Origin of the sequence: Zobellella aerophila, from assembly GCF_039539325.1 — a bacterium.
GTDB lineage: Bacteria > Pseudomonadota > Gammaproteobacteria > Enterobacterales > Aeromonadaceae > Oceanimonas > Oceanimonas aerophila.
Genome location: NZ_BAABCX010000001.1, coordinates 1,323,652 through 1,345,321, shown reverse-complemented (window position 1 = coordinate 1,345,321; position 21,670 = coordinate 1,323,652). Strand labels below are relative to the sequence as shown.

The following is a 21,670-nucleotide window of genomic DNA, read 5'->3' as shown; positions in this document are numbered from 1 at the left end:
GAAATCGGCCCCTGGCCGATTTTTTGCTTTCAGCCCCTGGGCCGATAAGCCTGTGCCGCACAATAATCGCGGCGGGCTCGTCGCTCTCGCATTATTTGTTGTACAAAATTTGCCATGACGTACAACCTTGGCTATGGTGTAGCTATGGTTGTACAAGAGTGATTTATATGTACAAGTTTGATGCGGGTAAGGTGCAGATAGGGATCAGCGGCTGCCTGTTGGGGCAAGGAGTACGTTTCGACGGCGGCCACAAGCGCTCCGATTTCTGCACCGGGGAATTGGCCAGGCTGGTGGATTTTGTTCCCGTCTGCCCGGAAATGGCCATCGGCCTGGGTTCGCCCAGACCCAGCATCAGGCTGGTGCAGCGTGATGCCGACATCCTCGCGATCACCTCCAGGGGGCGGGATGTTTCCGAACCGCTGCGCGACTACGGCCGGCAGCAGGCCGGCCAGCTCGGTCACCTGAGCGGCTATATCCTCTGTGCCAAATCTCCCAGCTGCGGCATGGAGCGGGTGCGGGTTTATCACGCCAGTGGCGGGGGCAGCGAGAAGTCGGGGGTCGGCGTCTACGCCGCCGAGCTGATGCGCGGCCAGCCCCTGTTGCCGGTGGAGGAAGACGGCCGGCTTAATGATCCCCTGATCCGCGAAAACTTTATCACCCGGGTATACGCCTATCACGACTGGCAAAGCCTGGTCCGCCAGGGGATCACCCCGGCCAGCCTGATTGCCTTCCACAGCCGCTATAAATACCTGCTGCTGGCCCATCACAGGAGCGGCTATCAGCAGCTGGGGCAACTGCTGGCGGACCTGTCCGCCGAGCCGGAGCAAAAGGCCGAACACTACATTGCCGGGCTGATGGCGGCACTCGCCCACCGGGCCAATCGTAACAATCACACCAATGTGCTGCAGCATCTGCAGGGCTATTTCAAACGGCAGCTGAACTCGCGTCAGCGCCAGGAGCTGGCCCATACCATCCATCAATACCAGGATGGCCTGCTGCCGTTGCTGGCGCCGATAACCCTGTTGCGCCACTATCTGGCCGAGCACCCCAACGAATATCTGCAGCGGCAGGTATACCTCAATCCCCATCCGGAGACCTTAAGGCTGCGTTATGGCATCTGATCCCAAATACCCGATCCGGGACGTATCCCGGCTCACCGGCATCAACCCGGTGACCCTGCGCGCCTGGCAGCGGCGTTACGGTTTGCTCAAGCCGGCCCGCACCGAAAAGGGCCATCGCCTGTATTCGGATGACGACGTCGCCCTGATCAGGCAGATCCTGCACTGGCTGGAGCAGGGGGTGAGCATAGGCCAGGTCAAGGGCCTGCTGGCCAGCCCGGAGCCGGTGATCGGCGGCTCCAACTGGGAGCAGGCCAGGGCGCGGCTGCTGGATGCGGCACAGGCGCTGAACCTGGGGCGGCTGGAAACCGAGCTCCATGAGCTGGCCAGCCTGTATCCGGCCGAGCTGCTGCTGCGCCGGGTGATCGAGCCCTGGCTGGCTGCGCTTGCCAGGCAGGCCCGGCCTGACCGGGAGCTGATCGAGCAGGGCGCCCGCGCCCTGTTGGCCCGGGTGCTGTACCAGATCCTGACCATCCAGAGCGGACCGCGCATCGCCGTGGGGCGGGTGGGCCAAGTCAACGAGCTGAGTGCCGTGATGGCCCAGTTCGAGTTGCAGGGGCTGGAATGCCGCAGCATCAACCTGGGACGGCTGGCACCGCAGCAGTTGCCGCTGGTGTCCGGACGACTGAGGTTTGATGGCCTGGTGGTACTGTTGGGGGCGGGGTTGAGCGCCGGCTGGTTCAAGGAGATGGCGCCGCACTGGCCCGACAACAGCTGTTTTGTCGGCGAGCTGGGCACCCTGTATCAACGGCAGGGCTGGCTGGGCCGGCCGTTCGCCGTCAGTATCAATGACATCGCAAGGGGGCCGCATGCGCCATTTGATCTGGTTCAGAACTGATCTGCGGGTGGCCGACAACCCGGCCCTGTTCGAGGCCGCCATCGAGGGTGCCGAGCTCAGCGCCGTGTTTATCGCCAGTCCGGGCCAGTGGCGGCAGCATGGCATGGCCGACATTCAGCGGGACTTTCTGGCTCGCAACCTGGCGGCCCTCAGCAGCGAGCTGTCCGCACTGGGCATTCCCTTCACCCTGCTGGAGGCCGACACCTTTGTCGAGGTGCCCGAACTGCTCGGCCGGCTGGTGGCCGAACGGGGTATAGACGCCCTCTATGCCAACCAGGAGATCGGCGTCAACGAGCGGCGCCGCGACCGGGCGGTACAGCAGACCCTGTCTATTCCCGTCCGGGTATACAACGGTGACTGCGTGGTTGCTCATGGCAGCCTGGCGCCCCGTAGTGGTGATATGTACAAGGTATTTACCCCCTATGCCAAGGCTTGGCTGGCCAGGGTACGGGCCGAGGGCTACCGCCTGTTGCCCGCTCCCCGGGCCCAGGGCCAAGCCCTGGCGGTGGCCCCCGTCAGCCTGCCCGATGGACAGGTTTCGAGCGAAGCCTGGCTTGCCGGCGAGCGGGCCGCGCACCGACAGCTGGCGGTATTTTGCCATGAACGCCTCCGGGAGTACGGCGAGCGGCGGGATTACCCGGATGCCGAGGGCACCAGCAGGCTGTCGCCCTATCTGGCGCTGGGGGTGCTGTCGCCCAATCAGTGTCTGGCGGCGGTGGAGGCCGAGCTCGGCTGCCTGCCCCTGAGCCGGGGCGAGCCTGGCTTTAGCTGGGTCAATGAGCTGATCTGGCGGGAGTTCTACCGGCATCTGCTGGTGGTCTACCCCCGCCTGTCCATGCATCAGCCCTTCAAGGCGGAAACCCGGGCCCTGAAATGGAGCAACAACCAGCTGTCGTTCGATCTCTGGTGCCGGGGCCGGACCGGCTATCCGCTGGTGGACGCGGCCATGCGCTGCCTGAACGAAACCGGCTGGATGCACAACCGGCTGCGCATGATAGTGGCCAGCTTCCTGACCAAGGATCTGCACATCGACTGGCGCCGGGGTGAGGACTACTTCATGTCCCGGTTGATCGACGGCGAGCTGGCCGCCAACAACGGCGGCTGGCAGTGGGCGGCGGGCACGGGGGCCGATGCCGCGCCCTATTTTCGGGTGTTTAACCCCACCACCCAGAGCGAGCGTTTCGATGCCGAGGGCCGCTTTATCAAACGTTGGCTGCCGGAACTGGCCGAGGTGCCGGTCAGTGCCATCCATGCGCCCCACGAGTGGCTGACCCGGCACGGCATGGCCCAGGCGTATCCGCCGCCCGTGGTGGATCATGCCCGGGCCCGGCGGCACGCCATCGCCATGTTCGATGACCTCAAGGATCGGCAGGAGGCCCCATGAGCCCGGCCATATTCCCCTGCTGACCACTACCTTGTGGGAGGCCGGACCTTGGGCCGAGTGAATGCTGCCGCATATCATCGCGGCAGGGTCGCCGCTCCCACCACATAGCTCAGAACTCGGGGGTGGAAATCTCGTCCAGCGACAACGAAAAGCTCGGCACGAACACCTCCAGGAAATAGCGGATTTCGTCGTTCATCCGTTGCTCCAGCATGTCGTGCAGACGCTGTTTGGCCTGGGCGAATTCCCGGTTGCCGGCGGTCAGCTCTTCTTCGCATTTCAGGTAGGCGCAGAGGATGTCGGCGGACTTGACCAGCCGGCCGTATTCATCGTCATGCTGGCCGCTGAGCAGGGGCGCATAGGCAGCCTGCAGTTCGGCGGGCAGCATGTTGGTCAGGGTGTGTTCGGCGGTTTTTTCGATATCCTTGTAGGCGCGGGCGATGTCTTCATTGAAGTATTTTACCGGGGTCGGCAGATCGCCGGTCAGCACTTCGCTGGCGTCGTGAAACAGCGCCTGCACCGCAGCCTGGTTGGGATCCAGCCGGCCGTTGAAAAAGGTGTTTTTGATAACGGCCAGGGCATGGGCCACCATGGCCACCTGCAGGCTGTGTTCTGCGACGTTCTCGGGCTCAATGTTGCGCATCAGCGGCCAGCGCTGGATCAGCTTCATTCTGGCCATATGGGCAAAAAAGTGGCTGCGGTTCATGGGCGTTCCTGTTGGTCTGGGCGGCTCTCCGGCTATAATGGCACCCTTTGGTTCAATGGAGAAGACGATGGACAAGCAAACCCAAACCGAGCTGGAGGCCGCCGCCTTTCGCGCCCTGGTCGCCCACCTGGACAAGCGCAAGGATGTGCAGAACATTGATTTGATGAACCTGGCCGGCTTTTGCCGCAACTGCCTGAGCAAATGGTATCTGGCCGCCGCCCAGGAACGGGGCGTGGCAATGGATTACGATCAGGCCCGGGAAGCCGTATACGGCATGCCCTATGAGCAGTGGAAGGCCCAGTATCAGGGCGAGGCCACCGCCGAGCAGAAAGCCGCCTTCGAGAAAAGCAACAAGCACGACTGAATAAGTGAGCAGGTCGGCCCTTGGGCCGACCTACCGGATTACTGCTGATAGTGCTTGAGGAAGCGGGCGATACGGCCGACGGCGTCTTCGATGTCTTCCACCCGCGGCAGGGTGACCAGGCGGAAGTGATCCGGCTTGGGCCAGTTAAAGCCGGTGCCCTGCACCACCAGCATCTTTTCCTGCAGCAGCAGATCCAGCACCATCTTCTGGTCATCCTTGATCTTGTAGACCTTGGGGTCCAGCTTGGGGAACATATAGATGGCGCCCTTGGGCTTGACGCAGGATACCCCGGGAATGGCGTTGAGCAGCTCCCAGGCCTTGTCCCGCTGCTGGCGCAGGCGGCCGCCGGGCAGGATCAGTTCGTTGATGCTCTGATAGCCGCCGAGCGCGGTCTGGATGGCGTGCTGCATCGGCACATTGGCACACAGCCGCATGGACGCCAGCATTTCCAGCCCCTCGATATAATCCCGGGCCAGGTGCTTGGGACCGCTCAACATCATCCAACCCTGGCGGAAGCCGGCGGCGCGGTAGCTTTTTGACAGGCCGTTAAAGGTCGCGACCAGCACGTCGTCACACAGGGTACAGACCGACTGGTGGGCGACATCGTCGTACAGGATCTTGTCGTAGATTTCGTCGGCGAAGATGATCAGTTTGTTCTGACGGGCGATTTCCACCACTTCCAGCAGGAACTCGGTGCCGTACACGGCGCCGGTGGGGTTGTTGGGGTTGATCAGCACTATGCCCTTGGTGCGCGGGCTGATCTTGGCCTTGATATCGTCCAGATCCGGGTACCAGTCGGCCTCTTCGTCGCACATATAGTGCACCGCCTTGCCCCCGGACAGGGTGACGGCGGCGGTCCACAGCGGATAGTCGGGCGAGGGCACCAGGATCTCGTCGCCGTTGTTGAGCAACGCCTGCATCGCCATCACGATCAGCTCGGATACCCCGTTGCCGATATAGATATCGTCCAGATCGGTGGTGCGCAGCCCTTTTTGCTGGTAATACTGCATCACCGCCTTGCGTGCCGAAAACAATCCCTTGGATTCACAGTAGCCCTGGCTGGTGGGCAGGTTGGAAATCACATCTTTGAGGATTTCTTCCGGCGCCTCGAAGCCGAAGGGGGCCGGATTACCGATATTGAGCTTGAGGATGCGATGGCCTTCTTCTTCCAGGCGACGGGCTTCCTTGTGCACCTGACCGCGAATGTCATAGCAGACGTTATCCAGTTTGTGTGATTTTTCTATGGAATACATGGGTGTTAACGGCCTCGTGTTCAATAACTGGCAATGATCACTGCTGACTAACAATTTGATGCCGGGCCAAGTTCATCCTATTTGAATGAAGCCGGGGCTGGAATAGATCCGGGAGCAAGCGAGCCAGGGGAATCGTGTATTGGCCCCATAATGGGCTTTTGGTTCACGGATGAAAAGAGGCAAATAGGGGGTTTTCGCTAAAATTTGCGGTCAAAGGGGATTTTTAACCAAAAAGCGGCCCGCAGGCCGCTCGATGCGAAATATACGATTACTGGAACAGGCCCAGGTGCTCCTTGGCGTAGGCTTCAAACTCGGTGCAGCCGCCGATGTGTTTCTGGTCGAGGAAAATCTGCGGCACGGTTTCCACCGGCTTGCCGACGGTTTTTTCCAGATCTTCCTTGCTGATGCCCTCGGCGTGGATATCCACATAACGGAATTTAAAATCTTCGCGGCTTTCGGTTAGTTTTTCCGCCAGTTCTTTGGCGCGAACACAAAAAGCGCAACCGGGGCGACCAAAAATGACTGCAAACATCTGCCTTCTCCTGTTTCGTTAGACTGCCGCGAGTATAAAGGCCGGCAATCGAGAATTAAAATCGTTAGTGTATTAGCTATTAATCGGCTCTGACTATTGCCTGGCCCTGGATCACGGCCTCCAGCAGCTGGCGTTCGAAGCGGCGGGCTGGCCATTCATCCTGGCCCCGGGCAATTTGCTGCTCGTGTGCGGGACTGACCGACAGGCCGTTTTGCAGCAACACGAAGGCCTTGCGCCGGCCGTCTTTGGTGTCGATAAAGCCGGCCAGGTTCTGCACATGGGCGATGGTACCGCTCTTGGCCTGTACCTTGCCCCTGAGCGGCGGATTGATCAGGCTGCGGCGATAGAGCAGGGTGCCGCTTTCACCGGCGATCGGCAGCTTGTCTATCAGCCAGCTTGCCCGCGGGTCCTCGGCCATAAACAGCAGCACCGCCAGCAGATCCCGGGCGCGCAGCAGGTTATGGGCCGACAGCCCGGAGCCGTCGGCCAGCCAGCTCGGGCCCAGGTCGATATCGGCCTGTTGTTGCAGTATTTCCCGCACCGCCTGGGCGCCGTTGCGAAAGCTGCCCGGCTGGTTGAAATGCACCCGGCCCAGGGTACGCAGCAGGCTGTCGGCATAGAGGTTGTCGGAATGCAGCAGAATACGCCCGCTCAGTTCCCGCAGGGTTGGCGAGTCGTGACGGGCCAGCGAACGCCAGTCGGCGGCATCCAGCCGGCTGGCGGTGATCTTGCCGCTTAAGACTACCCCGGCCTGGGTCAGGGCCCAGCGGGTCAGTTGCTGGCCCCAGTCGTCCACATCCTGAATGGCAAAGCGCAGCGGCCATGGCTCCTTGCGCGGGCCTATGCAACCGGTCAGCCGGTACTGGTTGGGCGGGCTCATCTCCACTTCCAGCGCGCAGAAGCTCTGTTCCCGCTCCGCCGTGTTGAGCACCCGCACCCGGGCGCTGACCTCTACCGGCTGATGGGCCGGCACCGTGGCGCGGGCATCCTGACCCGATTTGGCATAGAGGGCGCCCTGCACACAGTTGCGATCCAGGATCAGGGCCGCCACCGGCGCGCTGTAACAGACGCTGAGATCATTCCAGGACCAGCCGTTGCCCAGGTTATAGCCGCTGAACTGCTGCTGGTTGAGCAGTATATCGCCCTCGATGCGACGAATGCCCTGGTGGGCCAGCAGGGCCAGCAGGGCCTTGAGCTGCTCCCGGGTCAGGCTGGGATCGCCGACAAAGTCGATCAGCAGATCGCCCTTGAGGGTGCCGTCTTGCACCTGGCCCCGGGTCTTGAGGTGGGTCTGGTAACGCCAGTCTGGGCCCAGCTGCAGGGCCGCGGCCAGGGTGGTGACCAGTTTCTGGGTGGAGGCGGGCTTGAGCAGCAGATCTTCGCCCTGGGCCGCCTCGATGTGGCCACTGTCGGCATCGGCCAGCATCCAGCCGAGCTGGCTGTTGGCGGGCGGGGTGGCGGCATTGGCCAGCCCGCTCAGACCCAGCAACAGCATGGTCAAAGCTGGTTTGTAGCTTGGCGAAGGGCATAGGTGGGCAAGACGGAGGAAGGTGCTTGCTAAGCCGACCGTTGACGCCAGGGATGGCGTCATCGAGCGTCCAGGGATGGATTTACCGCGTGTCGGCGTGCCGTACCTTCCTTCGTCTTTCAAGGTACTCAATTGCGACTTTAATAAAGCAAACAGGCTTGGTCTCATTAGTCTCACTTATAACGAATGGGCGGTGCGATACCTGCCCTGGTAATCAAAAATCTTGTCTTTAATCTGCCAGCCCCGCTTCTTCTGGCGGGCGATCACGAAATCGGGATGGCGGAACCTCTGGGCCTGCTCTAGGACCTCGTCCAGGCTGGTAAAGTTCGGCTCGGATCCGGGCGCCGGCCAGTGGGGTTGCACAAAATCCCGATAAAACCGGCCCTGTTTGCCCTTGTCGTCGAAGCCTATCCATTGCTGCAGTTCGGTGCCGTCTTCGTCATGGTAGGTGACCTTGAGCGCCGGGCCGTACTTGCCCTTGGCCTGCGCCAGGCTCAGGCCTGCGCAGCGTAGCACCAGGGCATCTTTGAGTGCCAGCGCCTCTTTCAGCTGTTTGTCCGGATCGACCAGCAACTGGCCGCAGTGACCGCATTCCCGGGCGGCGATGTCGTTTTCCTGCAGGCAGGCGGGGCAGGACTTGAAGCGAAAGCGATAACCGCACGGCTCCGCGTGGCCGTCGTCATCCTCAAACAGGCCTTGGCACAGGCGGCCAAAATGCTCCAGCAGCCGGCCCTGGTCGTCGGTCTTGCCCCAGAAGATATTGGCGAAACCGCAGGCGGGGCAGGGTACCTGCACTTGGGTGGTGTCGGCGGCGGGCTTGGGCTCGCCCACCTCGGGCGCGAACAGATCCATATTATTGCCCGCGTAGTCGAGCACCAGGCAGTTTTGCTTGCCCGGTGACAGCCGCAGGCCGCGACCGACGATCTGCTGATAGAGGGCCACCGACTGGGTCGGGCGCAGTATGGCGATCATGTCTACATGGGGGGCGTCGAAGCCGGTGGTGAGCACCGCCACGTTGACCAGAAACTTCAGCTCCCGCTCTTTGAAGCGGCGGATGATGGTGTCCCGCTCCGGGCCCGGGGTGCTGCCTGTGATCAGTGCGGTTTTATCCTCGGGCAGCAGGCCGGCGATTTCCTGGGCATGGCGCACGGTGGCGGCGAACAGCATCACTCCCTGGCGGTCGGCGGCGTATTCCTCGATCTGCCGCACGATATGGGGGGTGACCCGCGGCTGGCGCGCCAGCGCCTTGTCCAGCTCCTGCTCGCTGAACAGCCCCTGCTCGAACAGCCGGGAAAAATCGTAATGCACTACGGGGGCGTCTAGCTGGGTGGGTGGGCACAGATAGCCCTGCTTGATCATCAGCCGCAGTGGCAGCTCGAAGATGCACTGCCTGAAGAAGCGCGGCTCCCGGCTGCGGACCATGCCGTGATAATGATGCTGATAGATCCAGCCCAGTCCCAGCCGGTAGGGGGTGGCGGTCAGCCCCAGCACCTTGAGCCGGGCGTTTTGTGTGGCGAGATGATCGATCACCTGCCGGTACTGGTTGTCGTCTTCCATCGATACCCGGTGACATTCGTCGATGATCACCAGGCTGAAATCCCGGAAGCGTTCCAGGTTGCGCGCCACCGACTGCACCGAGCCGAACACCACCTGGGTATGGCTCTGCTTCTGCTTGAGCCCGGCGGAGAAAATCGCGGCTTGCACCCCGTAAGACTGATACTTGGCGTGGTTCTGCTCGACCAGCTCCTTGACGTGGGCCAGCACCAGCACCCGGCCACGGGCGATGCGCGCCAGCTCGGCGATCACCAGGCTCTTGCCTGCGCCGGTGGGCAGCACCAGCACCGCCGGCTCATTGTGGCGGCGAAAATACTCCAGGGTGCGGGTCACCGCCTCCTGCTGATAGGGTCTTAGGGTAAACATGTCTTATCCAGTTTTGAAGCCGTGCTGGCGACGGCAGGCTAAGCACGCCGACTCGCCATAAACCCATCCCGGGGGCTAGACGACGCCATCCCTGGCGTCGACGGTCGGCTTTGCTTTATCCTGCCATCGCCACTCAAATATTGTGCGCCGAAAATAAACAAAAGTACGGTGAACCGCGTCCTGCTTTACCCGCCCCTGAAATCCCGCCATGGATTTGGGCTCGTCATTTGGCAGACGGTTGTGAAGGCGATAAGAGGCTGGAAAGCCCCCTCGGCCGACCTTCCGCTTCAGGGATGAAGCGGCAGAGCGTACAGGGATGTATTTACAGCGTGTCGGCGGAGGGGCGTTTCAGCCGACTGACACCTCGAATGACTCACAGATCCTATATCACCAGCAGCTTCAAACAACACATCAGGCCTCACATTTGCCCCGGAATAAGGTATCTTTAGCCTTTCTTTACGAACAACCGAGGCAAACTTCCCAATGATCATCAAACCCAAGGTTCGTGGTTTTATTTGTACCACCACCCATCCTGTTGGTTGTGAAGCGAATGTGCGTGAACAGATCGCCTACGTCAAGGCCAAGGGCGGCCTGGAACAGGGCCCCAAAAAGGTGCTGGTGATTGGGGCCTCCACCGGCTATGGCCTGGCCTCGCGCATCAATGCCGCCTTCGGCAGCGGTGCCGCCACCATCGGCGTATTCTTTGAAAAGCCGGGCACCGAGAAAAAGCCCGGCTCCGCCGGCTGGTACAACGCCGCCGCCTTCGACAAGGTCGCCAAGGAAGAAGGCCTGTATGCCAAGAGCATCAACGGTGACGCCTTCTCCAATGCCTGCCGCGATCAGGTGATTGAGCTGATCAAACAGGATCTGGGCCAGATCGATCTGGTGGTCTACTCCCTGGCCTCGCCGGTGCGCAAGATGCCCGACAGTGGCGAACTGGTGCGCTCCGCGCTCAAGCCGATCGGCGAACCCTACAAGTCCACCGCCCTGGACACCAACAAGGATGTGCTGGTGGAAGCCGTGGTCGAGCCGGCCAACGAGCAGGAAATTGCCGACACCATCAAGGTGATGGGCGGACAGGACTGGGAACTGTGGATGAATGCCCTGGCGGATGCCGGTGTGCTGGCCGACGGCGCCAAGTCCGTGGCCTATTCCTATATCGGCACCGATCTGACCTGGCCGATTTACTGGCACGGCACCCTGGGCAAGGCCAAGGAAGATCTGGACCGCGCCGCCCATGCCATCGACGCCAAGCTGAAAGCCAAGGGCGGCTCCGCCAACGTGGCCGTGCTCAAGTCGGTGGTCACCCAGGCCTCCGCCGCCATCCCGGTGATGCCGCTGTATATTTCCATGGCCTTTAAGGTGATGAAAGAGCAGGGCATCCACGAAGGCTGCATCGAGCAGATCCAGCGCTTGTTCGCCACCTGCCTGTACAGCGGCGAAGCCGTCCCCATGGATGAGCAGAACCGCCTGCGCCTGGACGACTGGGAACTGCGCGATTCAGTGCAGAACGCCTGCCGCGAGATCTGGACCCAGGTGAAAGACGACAACATCTATCAGCTGACCGACTACCAGGGCTACAAGGACGAGTTCCTGCGCCTGTTCGGCTTCGGCCTGACCGGCGTCGACTACGATGCCGACGTCAACCCGGAAGTGAGCTTCGAGGTGATTGAACTGGCCTGAGCCGGTTTAACGCTCCGTTAAAAACCCCCTGCAGGTTTTCCTGCCGGGGGTTTTTATTTGCCTGATATCTTAGAAGCTGTTTGAGATCTGCAGCACTCGGCCAAAGCGCACTGCTCCGCCGACACGCCGTGTACCCATCCCTGGGGGCTCCGCCGCGCCATCCCTGGCGCAGAGGATCGGCGGAGTAGCACCCTTTATCCTCCCCTGAGCGCTAGTGTCGCCTGCTGGCGTAGCCCTGCCCCCGCAAGCTGACTGGTTGAGCGATAGCGGCCACTTATACTTGATCATCAGGTAGCCATGCAGGTGTCTGACACGTCCTCGTGTCGCCGCCAGAATCCGGAAAGGAATTCAGCCGATGACCGACACTGTTAAAAAGTCTTCAGCCACTGAAGAGCCATCAGCAAGCAAGCGAACCTTGATCGAGGCGGTAAACGTGCGCAGTGCATCGCTGATCGCCCTGGCGAGTATGGCGACCGTGTATTTTATCGACTGGGCGCAGGCGGTATTGATGCCGCTGGTGGTCGCGGTGTTGATCAGTTATGCCCTGGACCCACTGGTTTCGCCCTTTGATCGTATCAAGGTGCCTCGCCCCCTCGGTGCCGGGGTCGTGGTGACCGCCTTGCTGGCGGTGATGGTCAGCGCCAGCATCCCCCTGCAGCGTGAAGCCGTGGCCATGCTGGATAAAGTGCCGGTGGCCATCAACAAGTTCCAGCGCAGCGCTGCCAGTGCCCCGCCCAAAGAAGAAGGCATCATAGAAAAAGCCCAGGCGGCGGCCAAGGAAATTGAAGCAAGCGCCAGTGACAGCAAACCCAAGACCCCGGGAGTCACGCCGGTGCAGATTGTGAGAAAGCCATTTGATGTTAAGGAATATCTGATGGGAGGCGCATCGTCCGCGCTGGTGTTGGTGTCCCAGAGTTTTTCCGCCTTGCTGCTGGTGTATTTTCTGCTGGCGGTAGGCAAGTTGTACCGGCGAAAAGTGGTCAGGATCTCCGGGCCCTCGTTTGGACGGATGCGCAAAGCCGCACGGATCATGGATGATTTTCATCATCAGGTCAGAAGTTTCCTGTTTGTCATGCTGTTGAGTGCCATTTTCGTTGGCGCATTCACCTGGCTGGCATTCTTGATCCTGGGGGTGGAGCAGGCGGGCCTGTGGGGCGTGCTCGCCGGTATCGCCAGCGGTATTCCTTACCTGGGCCCCTTCCTGGTCTTGCTGGGCACGGGGATAGCCGCCTTCCTGCAATTCGGTACCCTGGATATGGCGTTTATCGTTGCGGGCACCTCGCTGGTGGTGACCAGCATTCAGGGCTATCTGCTGACCCCCTGGCTGACCAGCCACCTTTCCAGCCTCAACCCGGTGGCGATTTTTGTCGGCCTGTCGTTCTGGGGATGGCTGTGGGGCCCGGTGGGGCTGATTATCGCCACCCCGATGCTGATGGTGATTAAGTCCCTGTGCGACCACGTGACCAACCTGCGGCCGCTGGGGGAACTGCTGGGTAAGTAGCGATGCGCAGTGAGTCAGCCTGAAAACGCATATCGAGAGTCGGCTTGTTTAAAATTAAACCGAACAACCATACTGCCTCCCGGTGATTGCTGTTTGCAATTGCCCTGATAGGGTTTTGCCGACAGAATAGCCTCAAATGAAATTGTTCGTCAGGGAGTGGCGGCCCGTAACGTTGGGGCGGTAGCATGCCCGATCAACAACAAACCTTAATGCGAATACATCCGCTGATATACAGTATATTGAGGGTCATCCCGCCGCCATGCGCGAATCAAAGCAACAGCATGCGCGGTTTACACGGGGATAAGTACCTTAAATGCTAAAATATCAATCCCTTGCGGACGTAAGGCGGTTGGATACCGTGCATAGCCTCGCGCACAAACGCGCATGCGCGTTTTCAACGGGGGAGAATGGTTTTGGAACTTAAATTATCTATTATATTCAGTTGCTTAGCCGGATTTAAACGTAAGCTGGCTGGCGTGTAAATGCGCATGCGCAGTATTAAAATGTTATGTTTTAGAACTAGAACAGTAGGAATGTCGACCAATGAAAGTAAATATGCACACATCACATCCATCTGCTTTTATTAGCTCAACATTTGTTGATTTATACGAAGATAGAACTGCAATTGCTGAGGCTTTGAAAGCTAGAGGACTAAATGTAAATGCACTAGATATTAGACCAGCTTCTAGTCAGTCCTCTAAAAATGAAATACTCAACGGTATAAAAGAAAGTGATTTTGTTGTTCTGCTTATCGGCGATAGATTTGGCTCGATATTAAAAAGCATGACCGGCAACGAAACACAAAGCATCACTTGGTGGGAGTACACTACGGCTCTGAAAATGGGTAAGCCCATAATTGCATATTTTAAGAATGTCGATAATGATGACCCAAAATCTCACGATGACAAGTCAGACCCATTGTACAAAAAGAAGCGCTTACAATTTGAACGTTTTAAGCAACAGGTTATTAATAGACATAATCCCTCGTACTACTCAGATCCATATGATCTCGCTGTACAACTAGATGAATCTCTTATTAGTATTTATCGCGCAGGTGTTAAGGACTTATGTAAAAAAAACAGTGTCCTTAATAGTAAAATCAACCAGCTGGAAGCAGAGTTATCAACTTTGAAATCTAAAACGTCGTCTTCACCTTTGAGCTCAAGTACTAACTCAGTTAGCGGTATACTTGGTTTAGGTTTAGACCAACAACAGTTAGAGACCGATAAGCAAGTTCAAGGTTTAATGGACATTCTAGGCAAACGTAAAACATAACAAGGCGCTTAAGACGGATTCGCAAACGCGTGCCGAACTCGCTTCGCTCAAACATGGCACACGTTCGCTCACCGCTTAGCTTTGCGTTATGTTTCCGAAGTCACCTTGCGTGCTTCACAATAAATTTACTAAGAATAAGGTTATCTATGAAAGGGTTAAGAGATATTGCAAATTTCGGCAAAGTTGAAGCAGAGGATGATGCGGTTCTTGATTACTTCGTTGAAATGAATGTGACCGAAAACGTAGATTGTAATGATGCTTTCTTAGTGCTTGGAAGAAAAGGGTCTGGAAAAACTGCCTTATTTAGATACTTTACAGAGAAATCACAATCTAATAATTCGTCTGCTTTTAATTTAAACGGATACCCTTGGAAGGTACACGAGAAAATAAAAGACTCTGGAGTTGAACATGTAGAGTCTTATGTGGCATCCTGGAAATATTTAATTGTTATTGAGTTTGCAAAATTAGTCGTAAAGCTGTCAGAACGCTATCAAATGACAGAGATTGTCGAGCTAAATAAATTCTTAAAAGACAACTATGGAACCAACGACCCAAAAATAGAAAGCATATTTTCTCCTTCCGGACTTAAGGTTAGCGGTGATCTTGAACCACAAGTTCTGGGCTGTAAACTAGGGAAAATATCATTGTCTAGGAATGACGGTGATGTAAAACTAGGCGCAGAGTTAAACGCCTTAACAGATAAAATTCTTAGGCATGTAAGAAGGGCGGCCGAGGTTGCAGAAATAGAGAAAGTTTTTGTTCATTTTGATGAGCTCGATAGAGGAATAACAACTCTAAGCGAATCTAGAAAAGACATGATTATTGGCCTTGTGTTGGCGTCTAAAGAAATAGCAAAGATTTTAAAAGGCAGCTCGACAATTTTTAAATCGGTTGTCTATTTAAGAAGAGATATATGGGATGAGCTGAAATTCTCAGACAAAAACAAAATATCTTCCTCTAACTCAGAATTTATTGAGTGGGATCAAGAACAATTATTCGGACTAATCGAAAAACGAATTAAGGTTTTACTAGGTGATGATTGTACATGGGATGATATTGACGACGGAAAAAGAATCAACAAACAGCCTAAATGGAAGCACATCATTGAAAGGACACTCATGAGGCCTAGGGATGCGATCTCATTTCTCAATATATTGTTAGAAACAACCAAGAAGAGAAATGACGAGCATCTTGTTTTTGAAAATAGAGATGTAGTTGACGCCCGACCCAAATATTCAGAGTATTTGAAGCTAGAACTAGATGATGAAATCCTTACGCACTGGGAGGATTGGGAGGTATGTCTTCAGTCGCTATCAAGAATAGGAAAAATATATTTTACAAAAGAAGACTACGTTTCAGCCTATGCCAGCATTAACTCTGGAGCTACAAAAACATATTCAGAAGAGCAGTCATTAGAAGAGCTGTACAACTTCAGCGTTATTGAATATGAAGCTCGTTCTGGATATGGCGGATCAGGATGGAAATCAAAATTTGCCAATCCAGAATTGGGTTGGGATGCAAATGCAAATAGGTTCAAGGTTCATCTTGGTTTGAAAGAATATATGAAGCTGAAAGAAGAGCGAAGTTGATTGGATCAATAAACATAACAAGTGCATGCTTGGGACTGTCGCTGCTTCGCGCCGCCAGCCCAAGATGCTGGCGTTATACGACTGGACATCTATATGACTGAATACGAACACTACAGCTTAGCGCTAACGGCTATTGGCCATTTGATTGTCGCGCTCAGCATACTTTATGCCGCCAGATCATGGCTGGTTTCAGAACAGTCCTTGAAACGTGAAATCCAAAAGGATACTCGGTCATATTTGGCTGATATTGATGCACAAATTAGGAGTATTCAACGGGAGCTCCATGTAGTAGATATCAATGCTGAGAACTTGAGTGAAGATGCAGAATCACGCGTCCGGGTAAATGGTCTCCTCAATATAATTGAGAGTGTTGGATATGAGCTGAAAACTGATTTCTATGACTCTAAGGCAATACAAAAATACATTACTCCGTTAGCTGCTGGTATCTGGCATCGGTGGCATCCTTACGTTTTTGAAAACCGAATATTACTGAACAAAATAGATCTATGGGAACAGGTCGAAGTAATAGCGAAATCGTATAACAAATAATTCAAGTCGCCCGCAGGCGGGCTGGGACCTACACTGCTACGCAGCTCCGGCCCCTTAATTAAGCGTTATACGTTACGGAGGAAAGATGTCTAAGTATTTAGTTTCTAATGTCGCAGATCGACATCATACAAAGATCTATGGTGCAGGTGCTTTCTTTGATTTGGAGAGTTCTCGAAATCAAAGGGGTCAGAGTCATTGATTCAAATCAAAGGGGTCAGAGTCATTGATTTAATGTTTTTAACAGCTAACCTTAAAGAAGGTGCCCAACTTTGGTATAGGTAATGCCACGACTCCCCAGACTCAATCTGCCTGATATTCCTCAGCATGTGGTGCAAAGAGGTAACAATCGACAAGTCAGCTTTTTTATTGAGCAGGACTATGCTGTTTATCTGGATAAATTAAAGGAATATGCAAAGAAATATCAGGCTGATGTGCACGCTTATGTGTTAATGACCAATCACGTCCATTTGCTAATGACGCCGCATACGGAAAAAGGCATCAGCCAGCTAATGCAGTCATTGGGGAGGTATTATGTACGCTATGTTAATCAAACCCATCGTCGTACCGGTACCCTATGGGAGGGGCGTTATAAATCCGGCTTGGTAGACAGCGAAAATTACCTATTGTTGGTGAGTCGCTACATAGAACTTAATCCCGTTAGAGCAAATATGGTACAGCATCCAGCGGAGTATCCGTGGAGCAGTTATCAAGGAAATGCGTTAGACAAGGTAATAGATCTGATCACGCCACACTCAATCTACTTGTCATTGGGTAAAGATGATGAACAACGTAAGGCGCAATACCGAGAATTATTCAAATACCACATTCCGGATTTATCGTTAAAGGAAATTCGGGATGCTACCAATAAAGCTTGGGTATTGGGGAATGAACGATTCAGGCAACAAATAGAGATACAAACGGGTAGGCGAGCAGCGCCGTTGCCAAGGGGAGGAGATAGAAAATCCCAAAAATACAAGGAAGCAAAAGATAACCAATGACTCTGACCCTTTTGATTACCCTTTTGATTCGCTTTTGATTCGCTTTTGATTCCTTTTGATTCGAAGATGAAGAGCGTTTTTAAAAATGGCACTCAATCCCGAGGGGGGCAGTTCTACAGCAAAGGGGTTATGCGGCACAACGGGCGGGCGTACCAGCACAGAGGGATAGAAACGTATGACAACAGAAACCACGATTTTGAGTTTGGATAATCCAGTCTACTTTGCATATGTGCTCGCGGCGTCGATTATGCTGTTGAAGCTCATGTTGCAGCCGTGGATAACGGTTTTTCGAATGATGAAGGTACGCGGTGGCTTTCGTAGCCCCGAGGATGCAAAGAAGAGTCCTCTCAATCCGAATCCTGTGCCCGGTCAACTGGATCCGAGCGAATATGTTGAGCGTTCGCGGCGTATGAACTTGAACGATCTGGAGAGTATTCCCGCGTTTCTTGTTGCTGGATTGCTATTCGTACTGATGGATCCGCCACTCTTGTTAGCTCAAGTGCTAATCTGGGCGTACGTCATTGCCCGAGCGGCGCATTTCATTGCGTACGCAACGGCGCAGTTGCACGATGTTCGGGCCACCCTCTGGACTGTCAGTTCGATTTCAGTGCTCGCCATGGTGGTATATACACTTGCCCGTCTGCTCGCCGGGTGAGGAATTTAACAAACGGGCTCAGTAGTGCATCAATAGGATCAAGCTGAAAGCGCTCCTCTGGCGCCATAAGGCGTACCGTTGCGAGCAGGGCCTGGCCGAAGCCCTGGACATGTTTCCCTGCATATTTTCTCGTTGACGCAAGGAGTAGCATCAAGGGATATTCGGGGTAACGGCACACCATCAGTTCCCGGCGGCAGGTATACTCAAAGCGGGATCAACTGAAACGGTTGTAGCGATGGATGGCGGGTTGGAAGAGGAGCAGGGGATGGCCAGTGGTTGGGCGAAAGACGGGGCGGTACAGGATCAGATAGATGCCAGTGTGGAAGATGCGGTCAAGGAAGCCAGAAACCGCCTGGGGGCGGGCGAGAGCCTGACCCATTGCGAGGAATGCGATGCGGTGATCCCCGAGGCGCGGCGCAAGGCCCTGCCCGGCGTCAGCCTGTGTGTCGGCTGCCAGTCGGCGCTGGAAAAGCAGCGGACGACGCTGGCCGCCATCAACCGGCGCGGGAGCAAGGACAGCCAGTTAAGGTAATTCATCGTCTTCGCAATGGCTCAATGCCAACACATTAACCAGCCGCGCGGGACCTTGCTCAAGAGCCGCGGGCCCGGGCGGCGATGAACTTCCCCATGCCGAATGCGACGGATTTGGCCCTGCGGTTAAACTTTCTGTACAATAGGCGTTCTTTTTTCTTCCTTTTCCCCCTGTTTCCTCCCTGGATACGCACCCAGGCATGACTCATCATTTGATCGGAGCAGCACGTTGACGCAGCAAACTGAACAGTTTAAAGATTTTGGATTGGATACCCGCCTGTTAAAGGCACTGGATCATCTGGGCATAGACACCCCCACCGAGATCCAGTCCCGGGCGATCCCGGCGGCGCTCACCGGCCATGATCTGATCGCGTCATCAAAAACCGGCTCCGGCAAGACCCTGGCGTTCCTGCTGCCGGCGATACACCGCCTGATCAAGACCCGGGCCCTGAGCAAGCGCGATCCGCGTGCGCTGATCCTGGCGCCGACCCGGGAACTGGCCAAGCAGGTGTATGTGCAGCTGCGCGCCCTGACCAGCGGTACCTCCATCAATATCACCCTGGTGCTGGGCGGTGAAAACTTCAACGATCAGCTCAAGGCGCTGCGCAGAGAGCCGCATGTGATTGTGGCCACGCCGGGCCGGTTGGCGAACCATCTGGATGAGCGTTCGCTGAACCTCAACGGCCTCGAACTGCTGATCATGGACGAGGCGGATCGCATGCTGGATCTGGGCTTCGCCAAGGAGCTGAACCAGATCAACGAGGCGGCCGATCATCGCCGCCGCCAGACGCTGATGTTCTCGGCCACCCTCGATCACGCCGAAGTGGACGCCATGGCCGAGAAGCTGCTCAAGTCACCCAAGCGTATTGCGGTGGGGGCGGCCAACGCCGAGCACCTGGATATCGAACAGCGCTTTTATCTCTGTGATCACCTGGATCATAAACAGGCGTTGCTGCATCACATCCTGGCCAGCGAAAGCTACCCGCAGGCGATCGTGTTCACCGCCACCCGTGCCGATACCGATCGGCTGGCGGCCCTGTTGCAGGAGCAAGGGCTGGCGACCACCGCGCTCAGCGGCAAGATGAGCCAGGCGGAGCGCAACCGCATCATGGACAGTTTCAGCCGTGGCCAGCAGCAGATTTTGATCACCACAGACGTCGCCTCCCGGGGCCTGGACCTGCTGCAGGTTTCGCTGGTGGTGAACTTCGATATGCCCAAGCAGGCGGAAGAATATGTGCACCGCATCGGCCGTACCGGCCGCGCAGGGGCCAAGGGCGTGGCGGTCTCCCTGGTCGGCCCCAAAGACTGGGATGCCTTCCAGCGGGTCGAACGCTTCCTGCAGCAGGAGATCGCCTTTATGACCATCGCCGGGCTGGAAGGCAAGTTCAAGGGCGTGAAGCCCGTAGTCAAGAAGCCTGCTCACCCGCCGAAGGGGGCCCCGGCGGCCAGGCACGCCGGCCACAAGGGCAAGGGGGGCCCGGCCGCTCGCAAACCGGGGAAGGCCGTGGTCAAGGCGCCCCAGGATCGCGGCGACCGCTTCCAGCCGGGTACCGGCCTGGGCTCCGATGACGGCATGGCACCGATGAAGCGCAAGAAGCCCACAGACAGCTGAGCCACCGGCCGTTAACCGCTGCCGGGTTACCGTGATTGGCTGGCGGCGGCCAGGATAAGCCCAAAGCCGACGAGCAGGCCGCCGAAGGCGCGATCAATCCAGTGGCGGACCGCCAGCAGCCGGTCGCGCACCGAATCGCTGGAAAAGAACAGCGCGACCACGGCGAACCAGGCGATGTGCGCCAGCGAGATGAAGGCGCCGTAGCCTGCCTGTACCGTCAGCGACGTCGTGGGCTGCACCACCTGCATGAACAGGCTCACGATGAAGATGGTCGTCTTCGGGTTCAGGGCGTTGGTGAAGAAGCCGGTGCGCAGGACGCTGATGTCCGACAAGGGGGTCAACCTGGTCATATCGGCCACCTGGCCGGGCCGGGCGAGCAGCATCCCGATGCCCAGGTAGACGAGGTATGCCGCTCCCGCCAGCTTGATGGCGTTGAACAGCCACAGCGACTGCTGGATGAGCAGGCCCACCCCCAGCACCGTGTAACCCACATGCACCAGCACCCCCAGGCCGATACCCACCGCCGTCAGCACGCCCGCCCGGCGCGACAACATCAGGCTGTTGCGCGATACCATGGCGAAGTCCGGGCCGGGGCTGACCACGGCGAACAGGGTAAAGGTGATTACTGCTAACAGTTCAGTCATAATGAGTATCCCTAAAGGTTCAAGAACGAACCTGATCTTAAAGCGGAAGAGCCGTGATGAATAACGATCAATGCTGACATGAAGTGTGAATTTGGCTCACAGAAAGAGGCGTCTCAGCTTCCCTCGCTCACGGCGCTGCGCTGTTTCGAGGCGGCGGCCAGGGCCGAAAGTTTCAGCCGGGCCGCCGATGAACTGCATCTCACCCATGGGGCCATCAGCCGTGCGGTGCGCCAGCTCGAAGATGACCTGGGTGTGGCGCTGTTTGAGCGGCGCAACCGCGGGGTTTTTCTGACCGATGCCGGGCACAAGCTGTTCCGGGCGGTAGGCGATGGCCTGGGGCTGATCCGCCAGGCCTCCCGCGAGCTGCGGGACAAGGCACAGTCACGCCCGTTGGTGGTTTCCTGCGAACCGACCCTGCTGATGCGCTGGCTGATCCCGCGCTGGCCCGCGTTCCAGGCGTTGCACCCCGGGCTGGACGTCCATCTGGTGGCCGGGGGCGGGCTCTTCTCTTTTGACAGCGGCATCGATCTGGCCATTCGCCGCAATGATTTTGATTGGCCCGCCAACCTGTACGCCTGCCGCCTGTTCAATGAACGGATTGGCCCCGTGTGCCATCCCGGCAAGGTCGAGCAGTTTTTTGATATGGCGGCTGCCCCGTCGCTGCAGCCCCGGGCGCCGCGCCTGCATACCAAGACCCGCCCGCAGGCATGGCAGGAGTGGATGACAGCATCCGGTCAGGCGTTGGCCGACAGGGCCCCGGACCAAACCTTCGAGCATTTCTACTTCAGCCTGCAGGCGGCGGTGGCCGGTCTCGGCGTGGCCATCGGTCCCTATCAGCTGGTGCGTGACGATCTGGAGGCCGGCGTACTGATTGCCCCCATGGGCTTTACGGAAGACGGCAGCGGCTACTGCCTGCTGGCAGAGCAGGAACCGACAGCCGGCAGTGCCCATGCCCATCTGCAGGCCTGGCTGCAATCCGTTATCCCCTAGCCC

The 21,670-nt window shown here is 57.1% G+C and carries 20 protein-coding genes; 14 read left to right on the top strand and 6 right to left on the bottom strand.

What is annotated here, in order from left to right; genetic code table 11:
* The first annotated feature begins 167 nt into the window (after nucleotides 1-167).
* The 3 genes from ABD806_RS06205 to phrB are packed head-to-tail and all read left to right on the top strand — an operon-like array spanning nucleotide 168 to nucleotide 3,340.
* Nucleotides 168-1,121: a YbgA family protein gene (locus ABD806_RS06205; RefSeq protein WP_344955836.1), complete on the top strand. Its 954-nt coding sequence runs from the start codon at nucleotides 168-170 to the stop codon at nucleotides 1,119-1,121.
* A complete protein-coding gene (locus tag ABD806_RS06200; RefSeq protein WP_344955834.1) occupies nucleotides 1,111-1,956 on the top strand; it encodes a MerR family transcriptional regulator in 846 nt (281 codons plus the stop codon). Before ABD806_RS06205 ends, ABD806_RS06200 begins: the two co-directional genes overlap by 11 nt.
* Nucleotides 1,928-3,340, top strand: a complete 1,413-nt coding sequence (gene phrB / locus ABD806_RS06195) for a deoxyribodipyrimidine photo-lyase (protein ID WP_344955831.1) — start codon at nucleotides 1,928-1,930, stop codon at nucleotides 3,338-3,340. Before ABD806_RS06200 ends, phrB begins: the two co-directional genes overlap by 29 nt.
* A 109-nt stretch (nucleotides 3,341-3,449) precedes the next feature.
* Here phrB and yfbR read toward each other — a convergent pair whose 3' ends face one another.
* Nucleotides 3,450-4,043: a 5'-deoxynucleotidase gene (gene yfbR, locus ABD806_RS06190; protein WP_344955829.1), complete on the bottom strand. Its 594-nt coding sequence runs from the start codon at nucleotides 4,041-4,043 to the stop codon at nucleotides 3,450-3,452.
* Nucleotides 4,044-4,110: 67 nt separating this feature from the next.
* On the opposite strand from yfbR, the gene ABD806_RS06185 reads away from it, so the two are divergent.
* A complete protein-coding gene (locus ABD806_RS06185) occupies nucleotides 4,111-4,407 on the top strand; it encodes a DUF1244 domain-containing protein (protein WP_344955827.1) in 297 nt (98 codons plus the stop codon).
* Between the two features lie 38 nt (nucleotides 4,408-4,445).
* On the opposite strand, the gene ABD806_RS06180 is transcribed toward ABD806_RS06185, so the two are convergent.
* The 4 genes from ABD806_RS06180 to radD all read right to left on the bottom strand — a co-directional run bounded on the left by ABD806_RS06180 (nucleotide 4,446) and on the right by radD (nucleotide 9,640).
* Nucleotides 4,446-5,660, bottom strand: a complete 1,215-nt coding sequence (locus tag ABD806_RS06180) for a pyridoxal phosphate-dependent aminotransferase (protein WP_344955825.1) — start codon at nucleotides 5,658-5,660, stop codon at nucleotides 4,446-4,448.
* Between the two features lie 268 nt (nucleotides 5,661-5,928).
* Complete coding sequence (locus ABD806_RS06175) at nucleotides 5,929-6,192, bottom strand: GrxA family glutaredoxin (protein WP_344955822.1); 264 nt, start codon at nucleotides 6,190-6,192, stop codon at nucleotides 5,929-5,931.
* A gap of 79 nt (nucleotides 6,193-6,271) precedes the next feature.
* Complete coding sequence (dacB, locus tag ABD806_RS06170; protein ID WP_344955819.1) at nucleotides 6,272-7,687, bottom strand: D-alanyl-D-alanine carboxypeptidase/D-alanyl-D-alanine endopeptidase; 1,416 nt, start codon at nucleotides 7,685-7,687, stop codon at nucleotides 6,272-6,274.
* Nucleotides 7,688-7,897: 210 nt separating this feature from the next.
* Nucleotides 7,898-9,640 carry a DNA repair helicase RadD gene (gene radD, locus ABD806_RS06165; protein WP_344955816.1) on the bottom strand — a complete coding sequence of 581 codons (1,743 nt, stop codon included), beginning with the start codon at nucleotides 9,638-9,640 and terminating at the stop codon, nucleotides 7,898-7,900.
* Between the two features lie 483 nt (nucleotides 9,641-10,123).
* Between radD and fabV the strand changes: the two genes are divergently transcribed.
* From fabV to ABD806_RS06120, 9 genes are all read left to right on the top strand, one after another.
* Nucleotides 10,124-11,323: an enoyl-ACP reductase FabV gene (gene fabV / locus ABD806_RS06160; RefSeq protein WP_344955814.1), complete on the top strand. Its 1,200-nt coding sequence runs from the start codon at nucleotides 10,124-10,126 to the stop codon at nucleotides 11,321-11,323.
* Nucleotides 11,324-11,756: 433 nt separating this feature from the next.
* Nucleotides 11,757-12,824 (top strand): AI-2E family transporter, encoded by a 1,068-nt coding sequence (locus tag ABD806_RS06155; protein ID WP_344955811.1) that lies wholly within the window; start codon nucleotides 11,757-11,759, stop codon nucleotides 12,822-12,824.
* A 543-nt stretch (nucleotides 12,825-13,367) separates the two neighbouring features.
* Entirely contained in the window at nucleotides 13,368-14,099 is a 732-nt protein-coding gene (locus ABD806_RS06150) for a DUF4062 domain-containing protein (RefSeq protein ID WP_344955809.1), read from the top strand.
* A gap of 146 nt (nucleotides 14,100-14,245) precedes the next feature.
* A complete protein-coding gene (locus ABD806_RS06145) occupies nucleotides 14,246-15,688 on the top strand; it encodes a P-loop ATPase, Sll1717 family (protein ID WP_344955807.1) in 1,443 nt (480 codons plus the stop codon).
* Between the two features lie 93 nt (nucleotides 15,689-15,781).
* Nucleotides 15,782-16,237 (top strand): DUF4760 domain-containing protein, encoded by a 456-nt coding sequence (locus ABD806_RS06140; protein WP_344955804.1) that lies wholly within the window; start codon nucleotides 15,782-15,784, stop codon nucleotides 16,235-16,237.
* A 281-nt stretch (nucleotides 16,238-16,518) separates the two neighbouring features.
* Entirely contained in the window at nucleotides 16,519-17,235 is a 717-nt protein-coding gene (locus ABD806_RS06135; protein WP_344955802.1) for a transposase, read from the top strand.
* Nucleotides 17,236-17,410: 175 nt separating this feature from the next.
* Complete coding sequence (locus ABD806_RS06130) at nucleotides 17,411-17,890, top strand: MAPEG family protein (protein WP_344955799.1); 480 nt, start codon at nucleotides 17,411-17,413, stop codon at nucleotides 17,888-17,890.
* Nucleotides 17,891-18,125: 235 nt separating this feature from the next.
* On the top strand, nucleotides 18,126-18,422 hold the full coding sequence (locus ABD806_RS06125; RefSeq protein ID WP_425583073.1) for a DksA/TraR family C4-type zinc finger protein: 297 nt from the start codon (nucleotides 18,126-18,128) through the stop codon (nucleotides 18,420-18,422).
* Between the two features lie 228 nt (nucleotides 18,423-18,650).
* Nucleotides 18,651-20,033 carry a DEAD/DEAH box helicase gene (locus ABD806_RS06120; protein ID WP_344955797.1) on the top strand — a complete coding sequence of 461 codons (1,383 nt, stop codon included), beginning with the start codon at nucleotides 18,651-18,653 and terminating at the stop codon, nucleotides 20,031-20,033.
* A gap of 26 nt (nucleotides 20,034-20,059) precedes the next feature.
* Here ABD806_RS06120 and ABD806_RS06115 read toward each other — a convergent pair whose 3' ends face one another.
* A complete protein-coding gene (locus tag ABD806_RS06115) occupies nucleotides 20,060-20,677 on the bottom strand; it encodes a LysE family transporter (RefSeq protein WP_344955795.1) in 618 nt (205 codons plus the stop codon).
* 78 nt (nucleotides 20,678-20,755) lie between these two features.
* Between ABD806_RS06115 and ABD806_RS06110 the strand changes: the two genes are divergently transcribed.
* Entirely contained in the window at nucleotides 20,756-21,667 is a 912-nt protein-coding gene (locus ABD806_RS06110; RefSeq protein ID WP_344955792.1) for a LysR family transcriptional regulator, read from the top strand.
* The last annotated feature ends 3 nt before the right edge of the window (nucleotides 21,668-21,670 follow it).

Coding starts and splice junctions, on each gene's coding strand:
- ABD806_RS06205 (WP_344955836.1), top strand. CDS start 168: ATGTACAAGTTTGATGCGGGTAAGGTGCAGATAGGGATCAGCGGCTGC.
- ABD806_RS06200 (WP_344955834.1), top strand. CDS start 1,111: ATGGCATCTGATCCCAAATACCCGATCCGGGACGTATCCCGGCTCACC.
- phrB (WP_344955831.1), top strand. CDS start 1,928: ATGCGCCATTTGATCTGGTTCAGAACTGATCTGCGGGTGGCCGACAAC.
- yfbR (WP_344955829.1), bottom strand. CDS start 4,043: ATGAACCGCAGCCACTTTTTTGCCCATATGGCCAGAATGAAGCTGATC.
- ABD806_RS06185 (WP_344955827.1), top strand. CDS start 4,111: ATGGACAAGCAAACCCAAACCGAGCTGGAGGCCGCCGCCTTTCGCGCC.
- ABD806_RS06180 (WP_344955825.1), bottom strand. CDS start 5,660: ATGTATTCCATAGAAAAATCACACAAACTGGATAACGTCTGCTATGAC.
- ABD806_RS06175 (WP_344955822.1), bottom strand. CDS start 6,192: ATGTTTGCAGTCATTTTTGGTCGCCCCGGTTGCGCTTTTTGTGTTCGC.
- dacB (WP_344955819.1), bottom strand. CDS start 7,687: ATGCTGTTGCTGGGTCTGAGCGGGCTGGCCAATGCCGCCACCCCGCCC.
- radD (WP_344955816.1), bottom strand. CDS start 9,640: ATGTTTACCCTAAGACCCTATCAGCAGGAGGCGGTGACCCGCACCCTG.
- fabV (WP_344955814.1), top strand. CDS start 10,124: ATGATCATCAAACCCAAGGTTCGTGGTTTTATTTGTACCACCACCCAT.
- ABD806_RS06150 (WP_344955809.1), top strand. CDS start 13,368: ATGAAAGTAAATATGCACACATCACATCCATCTGCTTTTATTAGCTCA.
- ABD806_RS06145 (WP_344955807.1), top strand. CDS start 14,246: ATGAAAGGGTTAAGAGATATTGCAAATTTCGGCAAAGTTGAAGCAGAG.
- ABD806_RS06140 (WP_344955804.1), top strand. CDS start 15,782: ATGACTGAATACGAACACTACAGCTTAGCGCTAACGGCTATTGGCCAT.
- ABD806_RS06135 (WP_344955802.1), top strand. CDS start 16,519: ATGCCACGACTCCCCAGACTCAATCTGCCTGATATTCCTCAGCATGTG.
- ABD806_RS06130 (WP_344955799.1), top strand. CDS start 17,411: ATGACAACAGAAACCACGATTTTGAGTTTGGATAATCCAGTCTACTTT.
- ABD806_RS06125 (WP_425583073.1), top strand. CDS start 18,126: ATGGATGGCGGGTTGGAAGAGGAGCAGGGGATGGCCAGTGGTTGGGCG.
- ABD806_RS06115 (WP_344955795.1), bottom strand. CDS start 20,677: ATGACTGAACTGTTAGCAGTAATCACCTTTACCCTGTTCGCCGTGGTC.
- ABD806_RS06110 (WP_344955792.1), top strand. CDS start 20,756: ATGAAGTGTGAATTTGGCTCACAGAAAGAGGCGTCTCAGCTTCCCTCG.